16 protein-coding genes are annotated in these 17,640 nt (G+C 66.6%); 8 read left to right on the top strand and 8 right to left on the bottom strand.

From position 1 onward, the window contains the following. Positions 1–208: 208 nt before the first annotated feature. Genes NX784_RS07265 through NX784_RS07250 form a run of 4 tightly spaced genes read left to right on the top strand, consistent with a single transcriptional unit; the run spans position 209 to position 5,172 of the window. A complete protein-coding gene (locus NX784_RS07265) occupies positions 209–1,534 on the top strand; it encodes a carbohydrate porin (RefSeq protein WP_258815990.1) in 1,326 nt (441 codons plus the stop codon). Positions 1,535–1,546: 12 nt separating this feature from the next. After that, positions 1,547–3,274, top strand: coding sequence for an ABC transporter permease (locus NX784_RS07260; protein WP_258815989.1), 1,728 nt, complete (start codon positions 1,547–1,549; stop codon positions 3,272–3,274). 13 nt (positions 3,275–3,287) lie between these two features. After that, positions 3,288–4,586 (top strand): ABC transporter ATP-binding protein, encoded by a 1,299-nt coding sequence (locus NX784_RS07255; RefSeq protein WP_258815988.1) that lies wholly within the window; start codon positions 3,288–3,290, stop codon positions 4,584–4,586. A 1-nt stretch (position 4,587) separates the two neighbouring features. Next, entirely contained in the window at positions 4,588–5,172 is a 585-nt protein-coding gene (locus NX784_RS07250; RefSeq protein WP_258815987.1) for a DUF4337 domain-containing protein, read from the top strand. A 13-nt stretch (positions 5,173–5,185) separates the two neighbouring features. Here the strand turns inward: NX784_RS07250 and rph are convergent, their stop codons facing one another. Genes rph through NX784_RS07235 form a run of 3 tightly spaced genes read right to left on the bottom strand, consistent with a single transcriptional unit; the run spans position 5,186 to position 7,879 of the window. After that, positions 5,186–5,926 (bottom strand): ribonuclease PH, encoded by a 741-nt coding sequence (gene rph / locus NX784_RS07245; protein WP_307735917.1) that lies wholly within the window; start codon positions 5,924–5,926, stop codon positions 5,186–5,188. 19 nt (positions 5,927–5,945) lie between these two features. Further along, entirely contained in the window at positions 5,946–6,878 is a 933-nt protein-coding gene (locus NX784_RS07240) for a PP2C family protein-serine/threonine phosphatase (RefSeq protein ID WP_258815986.1), read from the bottom strand. Positions 6,879–6,886: 8 nt separating this feature from the next. Beyond that, the gene (locus NX784_RS07235; RefSeq protein ID WP_258815985.1) at positions 6,887–7,879 is read right to left on the bottom strand and encodes a serine/threonine protein kinase; all 993 of its coding nucleotides are present in this window, start codon (positions 7,877–7,879) and stop codon (positions 6,887–6,889) included. Between the two features lie 164 nt (positions 7,880–8,043). Between NX784_RS07235 and NX784_RS07230 the strand changes: the two genes are divergently transcribed. The 4 genes from NX784_RS07230 (at position 8,044) to NX784_RS07215 (ending at position 12,438) form a co-directional block, all read left to right on the top strand. Continuing rightward, positions 8,044–8,931 (top strand): YicC/YloC family endoribonuclease, encoded by an 888-nt coding sequence (locus NX784_RS07230; protein WP_258815984.1) that lies wholly within the window; start codon positions 8,044–8,046, stop codon positions 8,929–8,931. A 159-nt stretch (positions 8,932–9,090) separates the two neighbouring features. Continuing rightward, positions 9,091–9,738, top strand: a complete 648-nt coding sequence (gene gmk, locus NX784_RS07225) for a guanylate kinase (RefSeq protein ID WP_258815983.1) — start codon at positions 9,091–9,093, stop codon at positions 9,736–9,738. A gap of 121 nt (positions 9,739–9,859) precedes the next feature. Continuing rightward, entirely contained in the window at positions 9,860–10,063 is a 204-nt protein-coding gene (gene rpoZ, locus NX784_RS07220) for a DNA-directed RNA polymerase subunit omega (protein ID WP_056443456.1), read from the top strand. A gap of 125 nt (positions 10,064–10,188) precedes the next feature. Beyond that, the gene (locus NX784_RS07215; protein WP_258815982.1) at positions 10,189–12,438 is read left to right on the top strand and encodes a RelA/SpoT family protein; all 2,250 of its coding nucleotides are present in this window, start codon (positions 10,189–10,191) and stop codon (positions 12,436–12,438) included. 38 nt (positions 12,439–12,476) lie between these two features. Here the strand turns inward: NX784_RS07215 and NX784_RS07210 are convergent, their stop codons facing one another. The 5 genes from NX784_RS07210 to NX784_RS07190 all read right to left on the bottom strand — a co-directional run bounded on the left by NX784_RS07210 (position 12,477) and on the right by NX784_RS07190 (position 17,546). Then, positions 12,477–13,214: a hypothetical protein gene (locus tag NX784_RS07210; protein WP_258815981.1), complete on the bottom strand. Its 738-nt coding sequence runs from the start codon at positions 13,212–13,214 to the stop codon at positions 12,477–12,479. Positions 13,215–13,270: 56 nt separating this feature from the next. Further along, entirely contained in the window at positions 13,271–13,627 is a 357-nt protein-coding gene (locus NX784_RS07205; RefSeq protein WP_258815980.1) for a hypothetical protein, read from the bottom strand. Beyond that, entirely contained in the window at positions 13,614–15,476 is a 1,863-nt protein-coding gene (locus NX784_RS07200; RefSeq protein WP_258815979.1) for a carbamoyltransferase family protein, read from the bottom strand. Before NX784_RS07200 ends, NX784_RS07205 begins: the two co-directional genes overlap by 14 nt. 9 nt (positions 15,477–15,485) lie before the next feature. After that, on the bottom strand, positions 15,486–16,502 hold the full coding sequence (locus tag NX784_RS07195) for an SGNH/GDSL hydrolase family protein (RefSeq protein WP_258815978.1): 1,017 nt from the start codon (positions 16,500–16,502) through the stop codon (positions 15,486–15,488). Positions 16,503–16,718: 216 nt separating this feature from the next. After that, positions 16,719–17,546, bottom strand: coding sequence for a sterol desaturase family protein (locus NX784_RS07190; protein ID WP_258815977.1), 828 nt, complete (start codon positions 17,544–17,546; stop codon positions 16,719–16,721). Positions 17,547–17,640 lie beyond the last annotated feature (94 nt).

Raw genomic sequence — 17,640 nt, 5'->3', positions numbered from 1 at the left:
TGGCAGTTGTTGCCGGCTGAATGCCGGTCCGGCCCCGGCAAGATAACGCAGGTTCTTCCTCCTGCCGTCATCTCGCCTCGGGCGAATGATGGTATCCGCGTCCCGCTCGCCGGGACATCGCATTCCACGACAAACGAATCCTGCTGCACGCCTTTTCACGAAGGCCAAGCGCGAATGAAAGGTATGCCGTTCACCGACGGAGATACCGATGTTTCGTTGTTCCGATGTTGTTCTCGCCGCCTGGCTGCTGCCCGCGGCCCTGGCCGCGACGTGCGCCCGTGCCGGCGACCTGCCCGAGCAGGAAGCCTGGAACGCGCACGTCCAGGCGACGTACGTGTGGCAGGCCAAGCCTGCCTTCGACGCAGCCTACAACGGCCCCGCCAGTCTCGCGCCGTGGCGCGAGACTGGCTATTCGTTCAGCGCCACCGCCGCTTTCGGCATGCGTCCGTGGCAAGGCGCCGAACTGTATGTCGACCCTGAAGTCGTGCAGGGCAAGCCCATGTCGGGCCTGCACGGACTGGGCGGCATGACCAACGGCGAGCAGCAGAAGACGAGCGGCCTGACGCCGACGGTCTACCGCGCCCGCCTGTTCCTGCGCCAGACGTGGGAGCTCGGCGGCGACCGCACGGCCGTCGCCTCCGACATGAACCAGCTGGCGGGAAGCGTGGCGGCCCGCCGCATCGTGCTCACGGCCGGCAACCTGGCCGCGTCCGACATCTTCGACAACAACAGTCAGGCGCACGACGCGCGCAGCCAGTTCCTCAACTGGGCGCTGCTGGCGCACGGCGCGTGGGACTTCGCCGCCGACGCGCGCGGCTACACGTGGGGTGCGGCGCTCGAGTACTACGACGGCGACTGGGCCGTGCGCGCCGGCCGCTTCATCATGCCGGCCGAGTCGAACGGCCTCGCGCTCGACACGCGCATCTTCAGGCACTATGGCGACCAGGTCGAACTGGAACATCGCCACGCATGGCTGGGCCAGGCGGGCACGGTGCGGCTGCTCGCGTTCCACGACCGCATGCAGATGGGCGGCTTCCGCGACGCGCTGGCGGCCGCGGCACCGGGCATCGCGCCGTCGGTGGCCGACGTGCGGCGCGAGCGCGGCAAGACGGGCTTCGGCGCGAGCCTCGAGCAGGCGCTGGGCGAGAATGCCGCCGTGTTCGCGCGCGCGAGCCGCAACGACGGGCAGTCGGAAACGTATGCGTTCGCCGAGATCGAACGGTCGCTGTCCGCCGGCGTCACCTTGCGGGGCGCGACGTGGGGCCGCACCGGCGACACCGTGGGCGTGGCGGCCGTGCGCAACGGCCTGACGCAGGCGCACCGCGACTATCTCGCGGCCGGCGGCGTGGGTGCGTTCATCGGCGACGGCCGCCTGGACTACCATCCGGAGCGGATCGCCGAGGCGTACTACAAGGTCGGGCTGGGCGAACACGCCGCGCTGTCGCTGGATTGGCAGCACGTCGCCAACCCCGCGTACAACGGCGCGCGTGGACCGGTTGACGTGTTCGGCCTGCGCCTGCACGGGCAATACTGACGGAGACGAGCCATGTTCGAACTGTTTACACCGGGCCGCACCGGCCGCTCGTTCCTCGCGACGACCCCGAACCGCTGGGACTGGGCGCTGCTGCCGCTCGTCCTCGTCGTGCTGGCGCTGGCCGCATACGGCGCGATGCAGATGGCACGCCCGTTCGTGCTGGGCCAGCCGACGCCGATCTCGCTCGACCCGGCCTACCTGCCGTACTACCTGCTGCGCACGATCCTGCGCATGTTCAGCGCGCTCGGCGCGGCCCTGCTATTCACGTTCGGATTCGCCGTCGTCGCCACGCGCTGGAAGAGCGCCGAAAAAATCATGGTGCCGCTGCTGGACGTGCTGCAGTCGGTGCCGATCCTGGGCTTCCAGGCCATCGCCATCGCGCCGTTCATCGCCCTCTTCCCCGGCAACCTGCTCGGTGTCGAGTGCGCCGCCGTGTTCGCGATTTTCACGTCGCAGGCGTGGAACATGGCGTTCAGCCTGTACCAGTCGATGAAGACGATCCCGCCCGAACTGGCGGAAGCGGCGCGCGTGTTCCGGCTGTCGCCGTGGCAGCGCTTCTGGCGCCTGGAACTGCCGTACGCGATGCCGGCGCTGCTGTGGAACATGATGATGTCGATGTCCGGCGGCTGGTTCTTCCTCGTCGCCGCCGAGGCGATCTCGGTGGCGGGCCAGGACATCAAGCTGCCCGGCATCGGCGCCTACATCGCCGTCGCCATCGAACAGAAACAGGGTGCGGCCATCGCGTGGGCCATCGCCGCCATGTTCGCCGGCATCCTGCTGTACGACCAGCTGTTCTTCCGCCCGCTGCTGGCGTGGGCCGACAAATTCCGCTTCGAGGAATCGCAGGGCGAACACGCGCAGCAATCATGGGTGCTGGACTGGGGCCGGCGCAGCGTGTGGATCCGTGCCCTCACCGACCGCATGTGGGCGGCGCTGGCACGCACGCTCGGCTGGTTCGGCACGCGCGAACTCGCCGACGTGGCGCCGCGGCCCGCGCGCTTCACCTTGTCCACGCGCGCGATCGACCGCATCGTCCTCGTGCTCGCGCTGCTCGGCGCGTGGCGCTTCGCGCTGTTCATCCACGCACAGGTGGGCTGGGGCGAGGCGCTGCGCGTCGTGGGCCTCGGCTGCATCACGCTCGTCCGTGTGATGCTCCTGATCGGCCTCGCGTCGCTCGTGTGGGTGCCGGCCGCCGTGTGGATCGGCCTGCGCCCGCGCTACGCGCAAGCCGTGCAGGCGCTCGCGCAATTCCTCGCCGCGTTCCCCGTGAACCTGATGTTCCCGCTCGTCGTCTACGCGCTCGTGCACCTGCACCTGAACCCGAACATCTGGCTCAGCCCATTGATGGTGTTCGGCACCCAGTGGTACATCCTGTTCAACGTGGTCGCCGGTGCATCGACGCTGCCGAACGAGCTGCGCCTCGCCGCCGACAACCTGGGCCTGACGGGCTGGCTGAAATGGAAGCGCGTGTACCTGCCGGCCGTGTTCCCCAGCTTCGTGACGGGCGCGATCACCGCGAGCGGCGGCTCGTGGAACGCGAGCATCGTGGCCGAATACGTCACGTGGGGCAAGACGTCGCTCGTGGCCGATGGCCTGGGCAGCTACATCAAGCAGATGACGGACGCCGGCGACTTCCACCGCATCGCGCTGGGCATCGCCGTGATGTGCGTGTTCGTCATGCTGCTGAACCGCTTCTTCTGGCGCCGGCTGTACCTGCTGGCCGAGGACCGTGGCCGCTAACAAGGAGAACGAAATGACCGACAAACTGATCGAACTGCAAGCCGTCAAGAAGGCCTTCCGCAGCGCCGACGGCGCCCCGCGCACGGTGCTGGAGGGCGTCGACTTCACGTTGTCCGACGGCGAGATCGTCGCCCTGCTCGGCAAATCCGGCTCCGGCAAATCGACGTTGCTGCGTATCGTCGCGGGCCTCATCCCCGCCGACGCGGGCAAGGTCGAATACCGCGGGCGCCCCATCCGCGGCCCGCTGTCCGGCGTGGCGATGGTGTTCCAGTCGTTCGCGCTGTTCCCCTGGCTCACGGTGCAGCAGAACGTGGAGCTCGGCCTGGAAGCGCAGGGCGTGCCCCCCGCTGCGCGGCGCGAGCGGGCGGACGCGATGCTCGACCTGATCGGCCTGTCCGGCTTCGGCAGCGCGCTGCCGCGCGAGCTGTCGGGCGGCATGCGCCAGCGCGTGGGCATCGCGCGCGCGCTCGTCACGCACCCGGACGTGCTGCTGATGGACGAAGCCTTTTCGGCGCTCGACGTGCTGACGGGCGAGACGCTGCGCGGCGACATCCTCGATCTGTGGGACGGGAAGCGGATTCCCACGCGCGGCATCCTGATCGTCTCGCACAACATCGAGGAAGCCGTCATGATGGCGGACCGCATCGTCATCTTCTCGAGCGATCCGGGGCGCGTGCGCCACGAGATTCGCATCGACCTGCCGCGCCCGCGCAACGCGGACGCGCCGGAAGTGCGCGCGCTCATCGACGAGGTCTACGGCCTGATGACGATGCGGCCCGTCGCCACGCCCGCGACGGCGCGCGCGGCCGCCATCGACTACCGCCTGCCCGACACGGACGTGGGTCGCATGGAAAGCGTGTTGGAACTGCTGGCCGGCGCGCCGTACGACGGCCGCGCCGACCTGCCACAGCTGTCGGAAGACACGGAGCTGCCGGACGAGGAACTGTTCCCCACGTATGAGGCACTGGGCCTGCTCGGTCTCGCGCACGTGGAACGGGGCGACATCGCGCTCACTGGCCTGGGCCGGCGCTACGTCCAGGCCGACCAGGCGCTGCGTCAGGCGCTGTTCGGCAAGCAGTTGCTGAAGAACGTGCCGCTCGCGGCGCGCATCCGCCGCCAGCTCGAGGACGAACCGGGCGGCGCGCTGCCGGAAGATCCGTTCATCGACCTGCTGGAAGACGCGCTGGAAGCGGACCAGGCCAAGCGCATGCTGGAAGTGGCGATCGAATGGGGCCGCTACGGCGAATTGTACGAATACGACTATCACACGGGCCGGCTGAAGCTGCCGGGTACGGGCAACGCGAAGGAGTGACATGGAACCCAAGGAGATTCTCGACGACGTGCCGCCTTCGGGCGACAACAAGCTCGATCGCAAGGTCGCGCTGACGGTGGCGCTGCTGGCGTCGTTCATGGGCGTCTGCAAGATCAAGGACGACAACATCGTGCAGGCCATGCAGCAGGCGCAGGCCGACAAGATCGATCACTGGTCCTTCTACCAGGCGCGCAATCTGCGCCAGGAGCAGGCGCATACGACCTTGCTGCAGTTGCGCCTCGCCGCGGCGTCGCGCCCGGCGAACGAACAGCCGGGCTACGCCACCGCGATCGCCGAGCTGGAAAAACTGGAGCGCGACCAGGCGCAGAAGAAGGGCGACGTGCTGGCGCAGGCGAAGCAGGACCAGGTCACGTACGACGCGTTGAACTTCCGCGACGACCAGTTCGACCTGTCCGACGCGGCGTTGGCGCTTGCGCTGTCGCTGCTGGCGGTGACCACGTTGACGCGCCAGCGCTGGCTGTATCTCGCGGCGCTGGTGCCGACCGTTGTCGGCGTGTTCTACGGCGTGGCCGGGTTGTGCGGGTTGCCGTTTCACCCGAGCTGGTTGACCGGCCTGCTCTCCTGATCCGCACACGCGTTCAACCGGCGTGGGCCAACCCCAACGCCTGTTTCTGCAGGCCGACCAGCTCGCGGATGCCTTCCTCGGCCAGGTCGAGCAACCGGTCCATGCCGTCCCGGTCGAAGGCCTCGCCTTCGGCCGTGCCCTGCACTTCGACGAAGTGCCCGGCCTCCGTCATGACGACGTTCATGTCGGTATCGCAGCCCGAATCCTCGATGTAGTCCAGGTCCAGCACGGGCACGCCGCCCACGACGCCGACCGAGATCGCGGCGACGAAATGCTTCACCGGCACGGCCGGCACGAGCCCCGCCGTCACGAGCTTCGAAAACGCGTCGTACGCAGCGACCATCGCGCCCGTGATCGACGCAGTGCGCGTGCCGCCGTCTGCCTGGATCACGTCGCAGTCGAGGTGCAGCGTGCGCTCGCCGAACGCTTCCAGGTCGAACGCGGCGCGCAGCGAGCGGCCGATCAGACGCTGGATTTCCTGCGTGCGGCCGGACTGCTTGCCGCGCGCCGCCTCGCGGTCCATGCGCGAGTGCGTGGAGCGCGGCAGCATGCCGTATTCCGCCGTCAGCCAGCCCTGCCCTTTCCCCTTCAGGAATCCGGGCACTTTTTCCTCGATGCTGGCGGTGCAGATCACCTTCGTGTCGCCGCATTCGATCAGCACGGAGCCTTCCGCGTGTTTCGTGTACTGGCGGGTGATGCGGATGGCGCGCAGCTGGTCGACGGCACGGCCGCTGTGGCGGATGGGTTGAATCATGAATATCCTTGTTGGTGGGTTATTTGAGAATTTGCGACGACTTCTCGATCGCGTCGCGGATTTCGGCGATCGCCTTTTCGATGTCGTCTTCGTCGAACGGGTCACCCGGCCCGGGCGCCGCGGCGGCCGGCGCATCGATGCGGCTCGTGACTTCGCCGTCGGGCACCATCTGCGTCGACACGACGCTCGGGTCGCCGGCGCCGGCCGGTGTGCCTGCGCCCTGCCACTGGATCGCGAGCGCCGTCGTGTTGTCGCCGCGCGGGCCGGCGATGGCGGTCGCCGTCGAGACCATCTCCGGAATGGCCTGCACGATGCTCGTCGCGGCCAGGCGCTGCGCGATCTGCTCGTCGGGCAGCATGGACCACAGGCCGTCGGAGCACAGCAGCAGCACGTCGCCCGGTTCCAGGCTCGCGCCGCGCGCCACCTCGACCTTCGGCGGCGTCGACGCGCCGAGGCAGTTATACAGCTTGTTGCGGTCCGGGTGCGTGGCGCGCTCGCTCGCGTCGGCCTGGCCCTTCGCGATCAGGTACTCGATATGCGAATGGTCGCGCGTGCGCCCGACGACCTGGCCGCGGCGCAGCCAGTACAGGCGCGAATCGCCGCAATGGGCCCAGACGGCGGCGTTGTGCTGTACGAGGCAGGCGACGATCGTCGTGCGCGGACTGTCCGGCATCGCGTGGTCGCGCGTGTACTGCAGGATGTCGGCGTGGGCCTGCTGCAGGGCCTCCTCGAGGAAGCGTTCGGGCTTGCGCACGTACGGCGTGGCCTGCGCCTTGAAGCGCGTGGCAATGCTCTGCAGCGCGATCGTGGCCGCGACCTCGCCGCGCAGGTGGCCGCCCATGCCGTCCGCCAGCACGAGCAGCAGCGCCTCGCGCGTGTACAGATAGCCCATGCGATCCTGGTTGACCTTGCGGCCGCCGATATGGCTTTGCTGGTAGACGGAAAATTGCATGGCTGTCCTCAGGCGCGTCCACGGCCGAAGCCGATACGTTCGACGAAGCCGCGCCAGCCGGTTGCCGGCGCCTCCGCCACGGGGTCCTGCGGCTCGCCGGCCGCGCTTGGTGCCGCCGACAGGCCGGCCTGCAGCGCCTTCTGCACGGCGAACACGCTCTGCGGCCGCGCCAGCGGGTCGAGGGCGAGGCACGCCTTCACCATCGCGACGAGGCCCGGCGTGTAGGCGCCGTCGAGCTGCGCGAGTTGCTGATCCATCGTGTCCGCCGCGCGGCGCTGGTCGGCCGGTTGCGGCGGCGCGCCCGCCATGCAGGCGAACATCGAGGCGCCGATGCTGTAGATGTCCGTCCACGGCCCGAGCGCGCTGCCTTTCGCGTACAGTTCGGGCGCCGCGAAGCCGGGCGTGTACATCGGTGCCAGCGTGGGCGCGTCCGTCTGGATGGTCTGGCGCGCGGCGCCGAAGTCGAGCAGCATGGGCGATCCGTCCGTGCGCAGATAGATGTTGGCCGGCTTCAGGTCGAGGTGCAGCAGCTTGTTCGCGTGGACTTCGCGCAGGCCCGCGCAGACCCCGTTGAAGACCTGCCGGATGAACGGCTCGCCCGCGCGGCTGCCCTTCGCGACGAGGCGCGCCGCGTATTCCTGCAGCGAGTGCCCGGATTCGTAGGCCATCACCATATAGACCGTGTCATTAGCACGGAAGAAATTTAACACACGTACGACATTCGGATGGACGATGCGCGCCAGCGCGCGCCCTTCCTCGAAAAAGCACTTCAGGCCGATGCGGAAAATAGGCAGGTTCGCCTTCGGAATCACGGGTGCCAGTTCGCCCGGCGGGCGCAGCGCCAGGGCGCTGGGCAGGTATTCCTTGATCGCGACGGCATTGCCGTCGCCGTCATATGCCAGATAAACAATACTGAACCCGCCGGACGCAATTTTCTTTACAATGCGATATCCGCCAATTTCCAGCCCATCGGGCAGGGGAGCATTATTCTGGGCAGCCATTTGGGAAAGTATTCCTTGCTAAACACGGCGATTGTGTGGATAAATCACCGCTTTGTAAAGAATAAGGGAATCTCGCAAAACCACAGCGCGCGGCGCCACCCGCACCGCGCTGCGGCCGGCGAAGCAGATTCCGGAAATCGGGGACTCCATTGAGCATTTCTAGCATGACAGGTTATGCGGTCGCCACAAGCGAAGGCGCTGCCGGCACCCTGACGATCGAGATCAAGAGCGTCAACTCGCGCTTTCTCGACCTCCAGTTCCGCATCAACGACGAGCTGCGCGCACTGGAACCGGACCTGCGCTCGGCCATCATGGCCGCCATCACGCGCGGCAAGGTCGAGGTCAGGCTGTCGTTCGGCCGCAAGACCACCACCGGCTCCCAGGCCCTGAACCACGCCCTTCTCGCCGACCTCGCGCGGCTGCAGGGCGAAGTCACGCGCCATTTCGTGTCCGCGCCGCTGATGACGGTGGCGGAGCTGCTGCGCTGGCCGGGCGTGATCGAGGAAGCGCAGATCGGGCAGGAATCGCTGCAGGCCGACGTCGCCGCGCTCGCCGCGAAAACGATTGCCGCCTTCGTCGACAGCCGCAAGCGCGAAGGCGCTGCGCTGGAAGCGATGCTGGTCTCGCGCATCGAGGCCATGGAAGCCATCGTCAAGCGCATCACGCCGTTGATCCCGCAAGTCATCGCCCAGTTCCAGCAGAAGGCCATCGAGCGCATGCAGGACGCGCTGGGCCTGGCCGGGCACGGCAACCCGCAAGTCCTCACGCGCCAGGAAGTGTTCGAACGGATCCGCCAGGAAGTCACGCTGTACGGCATCCGCATCGACGTCTCGGAAGAATTGTCGCGCCTGACGGCGCACCTGAACGAGACCCGCCACATCCTCAAAAAGGGCGGCCAGGTCGGCAAACGCCTCGACTTCATGATGCAGGAACTGAACCGCGAAGCGAATACGCTGGGCGCCAAGGCCTCCGTCAAGGAGCTGGCCGATGCGTCGATGGAGCTCAAGCTGCTCATTGAGCAGATGCGCGAACAGGTACAAAATCTGGAATAAGCACGGCAGATCAAGCCGTGTTGGACGCGTGGACGGGGGCCCCGTCCACCCTACGTAGGGTGGACGGCCCTTTGTCATTCAGGCCCCCGGCCTGAATGACTCCACGCGTTCAATTGCATCATGCATTACCGTCGAATCAACGTAATAAAGGAACCCACCATGCTCACCTCCGCTTTTTCCGGCAGCCTGTTCGTCGTCGCCGCCCCGTCCGGCGCCGGCAAGTCGACCCTGGTCAATGCGCTGCTGGCACAGGAACCGGGCATCAAGCTGTCGATCTCGACCACGACGCGCCCGCCGCGCCCGGGCGAACAGGACGGCCGCGAATACCACTTCACCACCGCCGAGGATTTCGTCGCCCGCGCCGACCGCGGCGAGTTCCTGGAATGGGCCGAGGTGCATGGCAATTACTACGGCACGAGCCGCCTGACCGTGGAACAGGAAATGAAGACGGGCACCGACATCCTGCTGGAAATCGACTGGCAGGGCGCGCGCCAGGTGCGCAAGCAATTCCCGGACGCTGCCGGCATTTTCATTTTGCCGCCGTCGATCGCGGCGCTGGAAGAGCGCCTGCACAAACGCGGCACGGACGAGCCGCACATCATCACGCGACGCCTGCTGGCTGCGGGGGGTGAGATCGCTCACGCGCCCGAGTTCGAGTATGCTATCATCAACGAAGAGTTCAACGTCGCCCTGTCCGAGCTGCAGGCGATTGTCAAAGCGACACGTTCGCGCTTCGCCCAACAGGCCGCCCGCAACGCCTCGCTCTTTGCCCAGTTGGGAATCCACGTGCAGCAGCCGCAAAGTTAGTCCCTGGTGGGCACGGAGTGCCCACCCTACAGCAATTGGTCGTAGGGTGGGCTCCCCCGTGCCCACCGGCCGTTTGCGTGACAGAATTATCACCGAAACAATTTTATCTGTTGGAGTTACCATGGCCCGCATCACCATCGAAGACTGCCTGAAAAACATCCCGAACCGTTTCCAGCTGACCCTGGCCGCTACGTACCGCGCCCGCCAGCTGCTGCAAGGCCACACGCCGAAAGTCGAAGCCAAGGACAAGCCGACTGTCGTCGCGCTGCGTGAAATCGCCGCCGGCAAAGTCGGTCTGGAAATGCTGAAAAAAGTCCCGATGTAAGTGGGGCGGTGCCAGAGTACGCTCTTGGGGTCGGAGCCCGAATTTATCGGGTGGGCTCTGCCCCCACTGATCCAGCCCGTGATTCTGTTATGCTGTTTCCATACTGCGGCTGATTGTCTTTACGTATGAGCTTATCCTCACCGGATTCCGTCCACTCGGGCACCAACAACACGAAGGCGAGCCGGCCCGGCCGGCCCGTCAACAAACCGCAGGAAGCCGAACCGGCCCCCGCTCCGGGCGTCGCGTCGATCACCCATCTGGCCACCAGGCTGGCCGAATACCTCACTCCCGTTGAACTCAAGCGCGTCAAGGAAGCCTACCGCTTCTCGGACGAGATGCACCTCGGCCAGGTCCGCAAGTCGGGCGAGCCGTACATCTCGCACCCGATCGCCGTCGCCGAGATCTGCGCCGACTGGAAGCTGGACGCGCAAGCCATCATGGCCGCGCTGCTGCACGATGTGATCGAGGACCAGGACGTCAAGAAGGAAGAACTGCTCGAACGCTTCGGGCCGCAGGTCGCCGACCTCGTCGACGGCCTGTCGAAGCTGGAGAAGATCGAGTTCCAGAGCGTCGTCGAAGCACAGGCGGAAAACTTCCGCAAGATGCTCTTGGCGATGGCGTCCGACGTGCGCGTCATCCTGATCAAGCTGGCCGACCGCCTGCACAATATGCGCACGCTGGGCGTGATGGCTCCGGCCAAAAAGCGCCGCATCGCGAGCGAGACGATGGAAGTCTACGTCCCGATCGCGCACCGCCTCGGCCTGAACGACATCTACCGCGAACTGCAGGACCTGTCGTTCTCGCACCTGTATCCGCTGCGCTACCGCACCTTGTCGAAGGCGATCAAGTCCGCGCGCGGCAACCGCCGCGAAGTGGTCAAGAAGATCCTCGACGCGGTCAAGACCCAGCTGGCCACGGCCGGCCTGCCCGCCGAAGTCTACGGGCGCGAAAAGACCCTGTTCGGCATCTACAAGAAGATGCGCAGCAAGCACCTGTCGTTCTCGCAAGTGCTGGACGTGTACGGCTTCCGCGTCGTCGTCGACACCGTGCCGAACTGCTACGTGGCGCTCGGCTCGCTGCACGCGCTGTACAAGCCCATGCCCGGCAAGTTCAAGGACTACATCGCGATCCGCAAGATCAACGGCTACCAGTCGCTGCACACCACCCTGATCGGCCCGTACGGCACGCCGGTCGAATTCCAGATCCGCACGCAGGACATGCACCGCACGGCGGAGTCGGGCGTGGCCGCGCACTGGCTGTACAAGACGGGCGACCAGAACATGACCGACCTGCAGCAGCGCACGCACGCGTGGCTGCAGTCGCTGCTCGACATCCAGCAGCAGACGGGCGATTCCGCCGAATTCCTCGAGCACGTGAAGGTCGACCTGTTCCCCGACTCGGTCTACGTGTTCACGCCGAAGTCGAAGATCATCGCCCTGCCGCGCGGCGCGACGCCACTCGACTTCGCCTACAGCATCCACACGGGCATCGGCGACCACACGGTGGCCGTCAAGATCAACCACGAGCCGGCCTCGCTGCGCACGGAGCTGCGCAACGGCGACATCGTCGAGATCGAGACCGACCCCGACTCGCGCCCCAGCCCCACGTGGCTGAGCTTTGTCCGCACGGGTAAGGCGCGCTCGGCGATCCGCCACCACCTGCGCACCATCAACCTGAACGAATCCGTCGAACTGGGCCAGGAGCTCTTGAGCCAGGCGCTTGGACAGCTGGGCATCAAGCCGGAGCTGTCCCCGTCGACCATCGACCGCCTGCTGGCCGAATCGTCCGCGAAGTCGATGGACGAGGTGTATGCGGACATCGGCATCGGCAAGCGCATGCCCGCGCTCGTGGCGCGCCACATCGTGAGCCTGCTGGGCGGCGACGTCGCCTCCGTGCCGGCCCAGCCGAGCAATGGCAGCGAGCTCGACCCCGTGACGATCTACGGCAGCGAAGGCGTCGCGGTCCAGCTGGCGCCGTGCTGCCTGCCGATCCCGGGCGACCACATCATCGGCCAGCTGCGCCGCGACCAGGGCCTCGTCGTGCACACGGCCGACTGCTCGCAAGCGAACCGCCTGCGCCTGAAGGAACCGGACCGCTGGATTCCGGCCCAGTGGGGCACGGAACTGAACCGCCGCTTCGACTGCCGCATCCGCCTCCTGATCAACAACGAAAAAGGCATCCTGGCCCGCGTCGCCGCCGAGATCGGCGAATCGGACGCGAACATCACGTACGTCGGCATGGACGAGGACGACGAACACATGATGACCCAGCTGCGCTTCACGATCCAGGTGAAGGATCGCGTGCACCTGGCGCATCTGATCCGCAATCTGCGCCGCGTCGCCGGCGTCAACCGCGTCGAGCGCGAACGGGCGTAAGCACACTTGCCAACCATGCGTCCCGGCGCGCGCTGGCTTTACAGTGCCAGTGTGCACCTGAAGCCGACATACTCCCGCTCCGCCCGCGGCCGTTCGTCGACGACCGTGAAAACACCTGCCCCATCCCGCGACGACCAGCTCCCACCGCGCGCCAGCGCCCTGCCCCACCAGCTGCGCCCGGCACGTGGCCACCACCCCAATCCCTGCTGCATCGACGTGCCCGGCGCCGTCGCCAGCGTGGGCGAACCGGGCACGAAACAGCGCGCGACGATGCCCTCCACATCGCCCTGCACGTCGTCGAACACCCAGCTGAACGCATTGCCCGCGACGTCGTGGATGCGCTCGCCATTCGACAGCACGTGCCAGCGCCGTTCAAGCGCATCGGGCGACACGACGCTGGCCGGCTGGGCCGCGTCGAAGCGGCCCAGGTGCAGCCCCTGGAACATGCGGCCGGCCCCGACGGCGCCGCCGCTCCAATTTACGGCCTGGCCCGCGAGATCGTGCGCGATGGCCAGCGCCTGCAATTCGGTCAGCAGCGCGTACCCGGCGCGCGCGCACGCGGCGCGCGCGGCGTGGTAGCCGATGCGCACCCACGGCGGCGCCGTCGCACTCAATACGACGTCGCCGTCCGGCCCGCATGCCGCGAGCCAGCGCGACGCCGCGAAGGCAGGCACCGTGACGCCGCACGGGAGCGTCGTGGCCGGCACGGCAATGAAGCCGGGCGGCAGGGAGCATGCGACCGCCACGGCGGCCATGTCCGCGTCGAGATTCCCCATGCCGGCCTCACGCGGAAGGAACGAGGTGGCAGCGATGTCCGGCAACCATGGTGCACCTAGAACATCTGGTAGACAAACGGCGACAGCGCCGCTTCCGGCCGCGCCGCGACGTACAGCGCGTGCAGGGCGCGCGCGGCGTCGGCCACCTGAGGCGCGAGCGCGGCCAGCTCCGGGTGGCCGTGCGTGCGCCAGTGCGTCGCGAGACGCGCGCCGAACTCGCCCGCATCCAGGCACGACGGCGCGAGGAAATCATCGATACCCATCGTCGTGCGCGTGCGCTGGGCGTAATAACTGACCAGGCGCGGATTCGGGCCCAGCGGGAACGGCACCTGCCCCGGCCCGCTGCCGGCCGTCAGGGCATCGAACAGCGGCGCCGCCAGCGCCCGCAGCGCGGCGTCGTCAATCGAGTTCATAGGTCTTCCTCCAGTCTTCGTCATTCGGCAGCGGCGGCTGGTCGCGGCGCCACAGCACGACGTCTTCCAGCACCAGCATGTCCATCTCCGTCCGCATGAAGCAACGGTAGGCATCCTGCGGACTGCACACGATCGGTTCGCCACGCACGTTGAACGACGTGTTCACGAGCAGCGGGCACCCGGTCAGCCGTTCGAACGCCTCGATCAGCGCGCGGAACTCCGGGTGGCTGTCGCGGTCGACGGTCTGGATGCGCGCCGAATAATCGACATGCGTGACAGCAGGGACGTCGCTGCGCGGCTGGTTGATGAGGGCCATCATGTCGTCGTCGCCGGCCTCGAACGCGCCCTTGTCCATCGGCAGGCGACGCATCGCGTTCACCGGGGCCACCATCAGCATGTAGTGGCTGTCGCCGTCGAAATCGAAATACTCGCGGCAGCGCTCGCGCAGCACGGCGGGCGCGAACGGGCGGAACGATTCGCGGAACTTGATCTTGAGGTTCATCGTCGCCTGCGTGCGCGGGTTGCGCGGATCGCCGAGGATCGAACGGGCGCCGAGCGCGCGCGGCCCGAACTCCATGCGCCCCGACAGCCAACCGACGATCCGGCCCGCCGCGAGCGCTTCCGCGACGAGGGCCAGCCGCTCGTCGCGGTCCATCATGCGCCGATACGGATAGCCCTTGCGCTGGAGGAAGGCGACGATTTCCTCGCTCGAATAACGCGGTCCCAGATAGCTGCCGTGCTGGGCATCGCGCGCCCCCGGCGCGCGCCGGCGCGGCGCTTCGTACGCCATGTGATGCGCGAGCAGGGCCGCGCCGAGCGCGCCGCCCGCATCGCCCGCGGCCGGCTGGATCCAGATGTCGTCGAAGATGCCGGCCGCGGCCAGCTTGCCGTTGGCGACGCAGTTCAGCGCCACGCCGCCCGCCAGCACGAGATGGCGTTCCCCGCTCAGGCGGCGCAGGTGGCGCGCCGTCTTGAGCACGATCTCCTCCGTCACCTGCTGGATGCTGGCCGCGAGGTCCATCTCGCGCCGCGTGATGGGTGTCTCGGGCACGCGTGCCGGACCGTCGAACAGCTCGGCGAAGCGCGGCCCCGGCATCGTCATCCCGTCCAGCCAGCCGAAATACGCCATGTCCAGACGGTACGAGCCGTCGGCACGGACGTCGATGAGGTGCTCGCGGATGCGTCCGGCGTAGCGGGGTCGGCCATACGGTGCCAGCCCCATCAGCTTGTATTCGCCGGAATTCACTTTGAAGCCGCAGAAGCTCGTGATGGCGCTGTACAACAGCCCGAGCGAATGCGGGTAATCGATCTCGGCGAACAGCTCGAGCTTGCGGCCGTGGCCAACGCCCAGCGTCGTCGTCGCCCATTCGCCGACGCCATCGATGGTGAGCACGGCGGCGCTGTCGAACGGCGATGGATAGAAGGCGCTGGCCGCGTGCGCCATATGGTGTTCGGCGAACAGCACGCGGCCGGCGCGGCCCAGCGTGCCCAGCGTCTGCCGGACGTGTTCGTTCACCCAGATCTTGTCGCCCAACACGGCGCCCGCGGCCTGCACGAACAGGTCGCGCGCGCCGGCCTCGTCGCCACGGCTCGCGCCGGCGCAGGCGTTCTGCACGATGCGGTCGAACGTCAGCAGCGGGTTGTCGTAGAAGACGATCGCATCGAGGCCGGCGGCGTCGACGAAGCCTTCCTCGAGGCAGTAATTGATGGCGTTGGCCGGGAACGACGGGTCGTGCTTGCGGCGCGTGAAACGCTCTTCCTGCGCGGCCGCGACGACCTCGCCGTCCCGCACGAGTGCGGCCGCTGCGTCATGGTAATAGCCGGCGATGCCGAGAATGGTCTTGCCCATGGCACCTCCTCAGCTCGCCCGCGCCAGTTGCGCACCCAGCACCGCCGCGACGACGGGTTCGAGCGAGCGCGCGAGGGCGTCGTGGCCGGCGGGCGTGAAATGGATGTCCTGTTCCCAGCGCAGCTTGCGGCGCGCGTCGGGCGCGATGCGCAACAGGTCGGGCAAAGGGTCGTGCAGGCGGCAGCCGGCGTCGTGCGCCAGCTCCGCGAACCGGGCCTGGTAAGGCGCGGCATCGCACGTCTCGTCGAGGTGCTGCGGCAACGGCAGCGGCATCAGCAGCACGGGCCGGTCGAGCGCGCGGATCCATTGCAGCAGGATGGCGCGCAGCAGGCGCCACGCCGGGTTGGCGGGCGAGTCGTAATGCGGAAGCGGCTGGTATTGCGTAAGGTGCTGGATCATGTCGCGCATGCCCAGCTTCGTGACCATCTTGCGCAGCATGACGAAGCGCCCGCCCTGGTCGACGGCGGCAGCCTGCGCGGCGTCCAGTTCGTCCTCGCCATACGGATCACGCCGCGGCGGCACCTGATACAGCCGCAACGTGTCGTTCTCGAGCACGTAGTAGGGCTTGGCATACAGGCGCTCGACGCCCTGCTCGTCGCGGTGCGGCCGGAATTGCGCGACGACGCGCCGGATGTTCTCGACGAACACGGCGATGATGACGAGGTCGTGCTCGATGCTGCGGGCGAATTCGCGCCAGACGAGGTATTGCTGGTCGGTGCCGGTCGACGACAGGCCGAAGTTGTAGAACTCGACGGGCGGCGCACCCGCGCCCTCCAGCCGCGCTTCCAGCAGGTCGGTGTAGCGCTGGCGGTTGCACACGGCGTCGCCGGCCGTGAACGAATCGCCGAACACCAGTACCCGCCGGTGCCCCGGCGTGCGCGCGTGCGCAAAGGGCCGGTCGGCGCGGAAGCCCTGCTCGTTGACCTGCATGAGATAGCCGCCGCCCTCGTGCGGGATGCGTGCCTTCAGGCCCGGAATATATCGATAACCGACGACCGGATGGTATTCGTATAGTTGCCTCATCATTTCCTCGTATGCGCTGCTGGACGAAACGATGATGCGATATTTGATTATGAGGATTTTTATGCCACCTCAACTTTCTCGGCACTCATCCGTCGAAATCGATATCGACCGGAAATGGCAATTCAATTTCTTTCGATATATTGTTTTTAAAAAATTATTTTAATGGGAAACGAAATAGGTACGCCCGGCGCAACGCGGTTTGAATCAATTGCACCTAGGCTATTTCGTTACGGGATACACCGACGGCGCATGTCGCCGCGCATGCGTCGCGACCGCCCTCGCCCGCATTTGCGCTTCATAGTCCGGATCGACCGTGCCCATCAAACGATCCCAGAACAGGAAATACCAGCTGAAGTTGTGGCGCGCCCGCGCGTGGTGGATGTTGTGCGCGACCGACGTATTGATCCAGCGCCCCAACCGATGCGTGGCCCAGCTCGCCGGCAGGATTTCGTGGCCCAGGTGGGCATAGACCGCATACGCCGTGTTCACGTAACTGAAAACGAGATACGCAGCGATATGCTTGGGCAAGAAAAACAGGATGATGACGACTGCTCCGGAATCGACCAGCGCTTCCAGCGGATTAATGGAATACGTCGTCAACGGCGTCGGATTCGTCGACAGGTGATGCGTACGATGAAAGAACCGGAACAGCGCGCGATGGTGCATGAGCCGGTGCGTCCAGTAAAAATAGGTGTCCTGGATGACCATCATGATCGGCACACTGAGGATCAGATATGCCCAGCCGTAATCCGATACGTTTGCGTAGAACAGGCGCTGCGATTTTCCGGCGACGGCAAGGATGGCGATCGATACGAGCGTGAATACGAAAATGGTGGTCGTCGAATACACCGCCTCGCGTGCCAGCTGGCGCCGGTCGATCGGCCCGGGCTGCAGGCGACCATTCGTGCCGTCCCGGCGCCGCCACCAGCCCCAGGCAATAAAACCCAGCACGACGAATATCAGGTAGCGCTGCGCTTCGATAACGGCGATGAATTTCAGTTGATGGAGGAATTGAGAAATCGCGGATACGTGATGCGGAGGCGTCATCGGTCATCAGGGCGCAGCGACAATGTCGTGCTAGAAGGAAAGAACCGAGCGTAACATACTGTCAATACACAAATAGTCACGGACTGTCACGACC

This window comes from Massilia pinisoli, from assembly GCF_024753285.1.
Taxonomy (GTDB): domain Bacteria; phylum Pseudomonadota; class Gammaproteobacteria; order Burkholderiales; family Burkholderiaceae_D; genus Telluria; species Telluria pinisoli.
The sequence above is the reverse complement of the archived record's forward strand: the minus strand, read 5'-3'. Positions and strand labels throughout refer to the sequence as shown.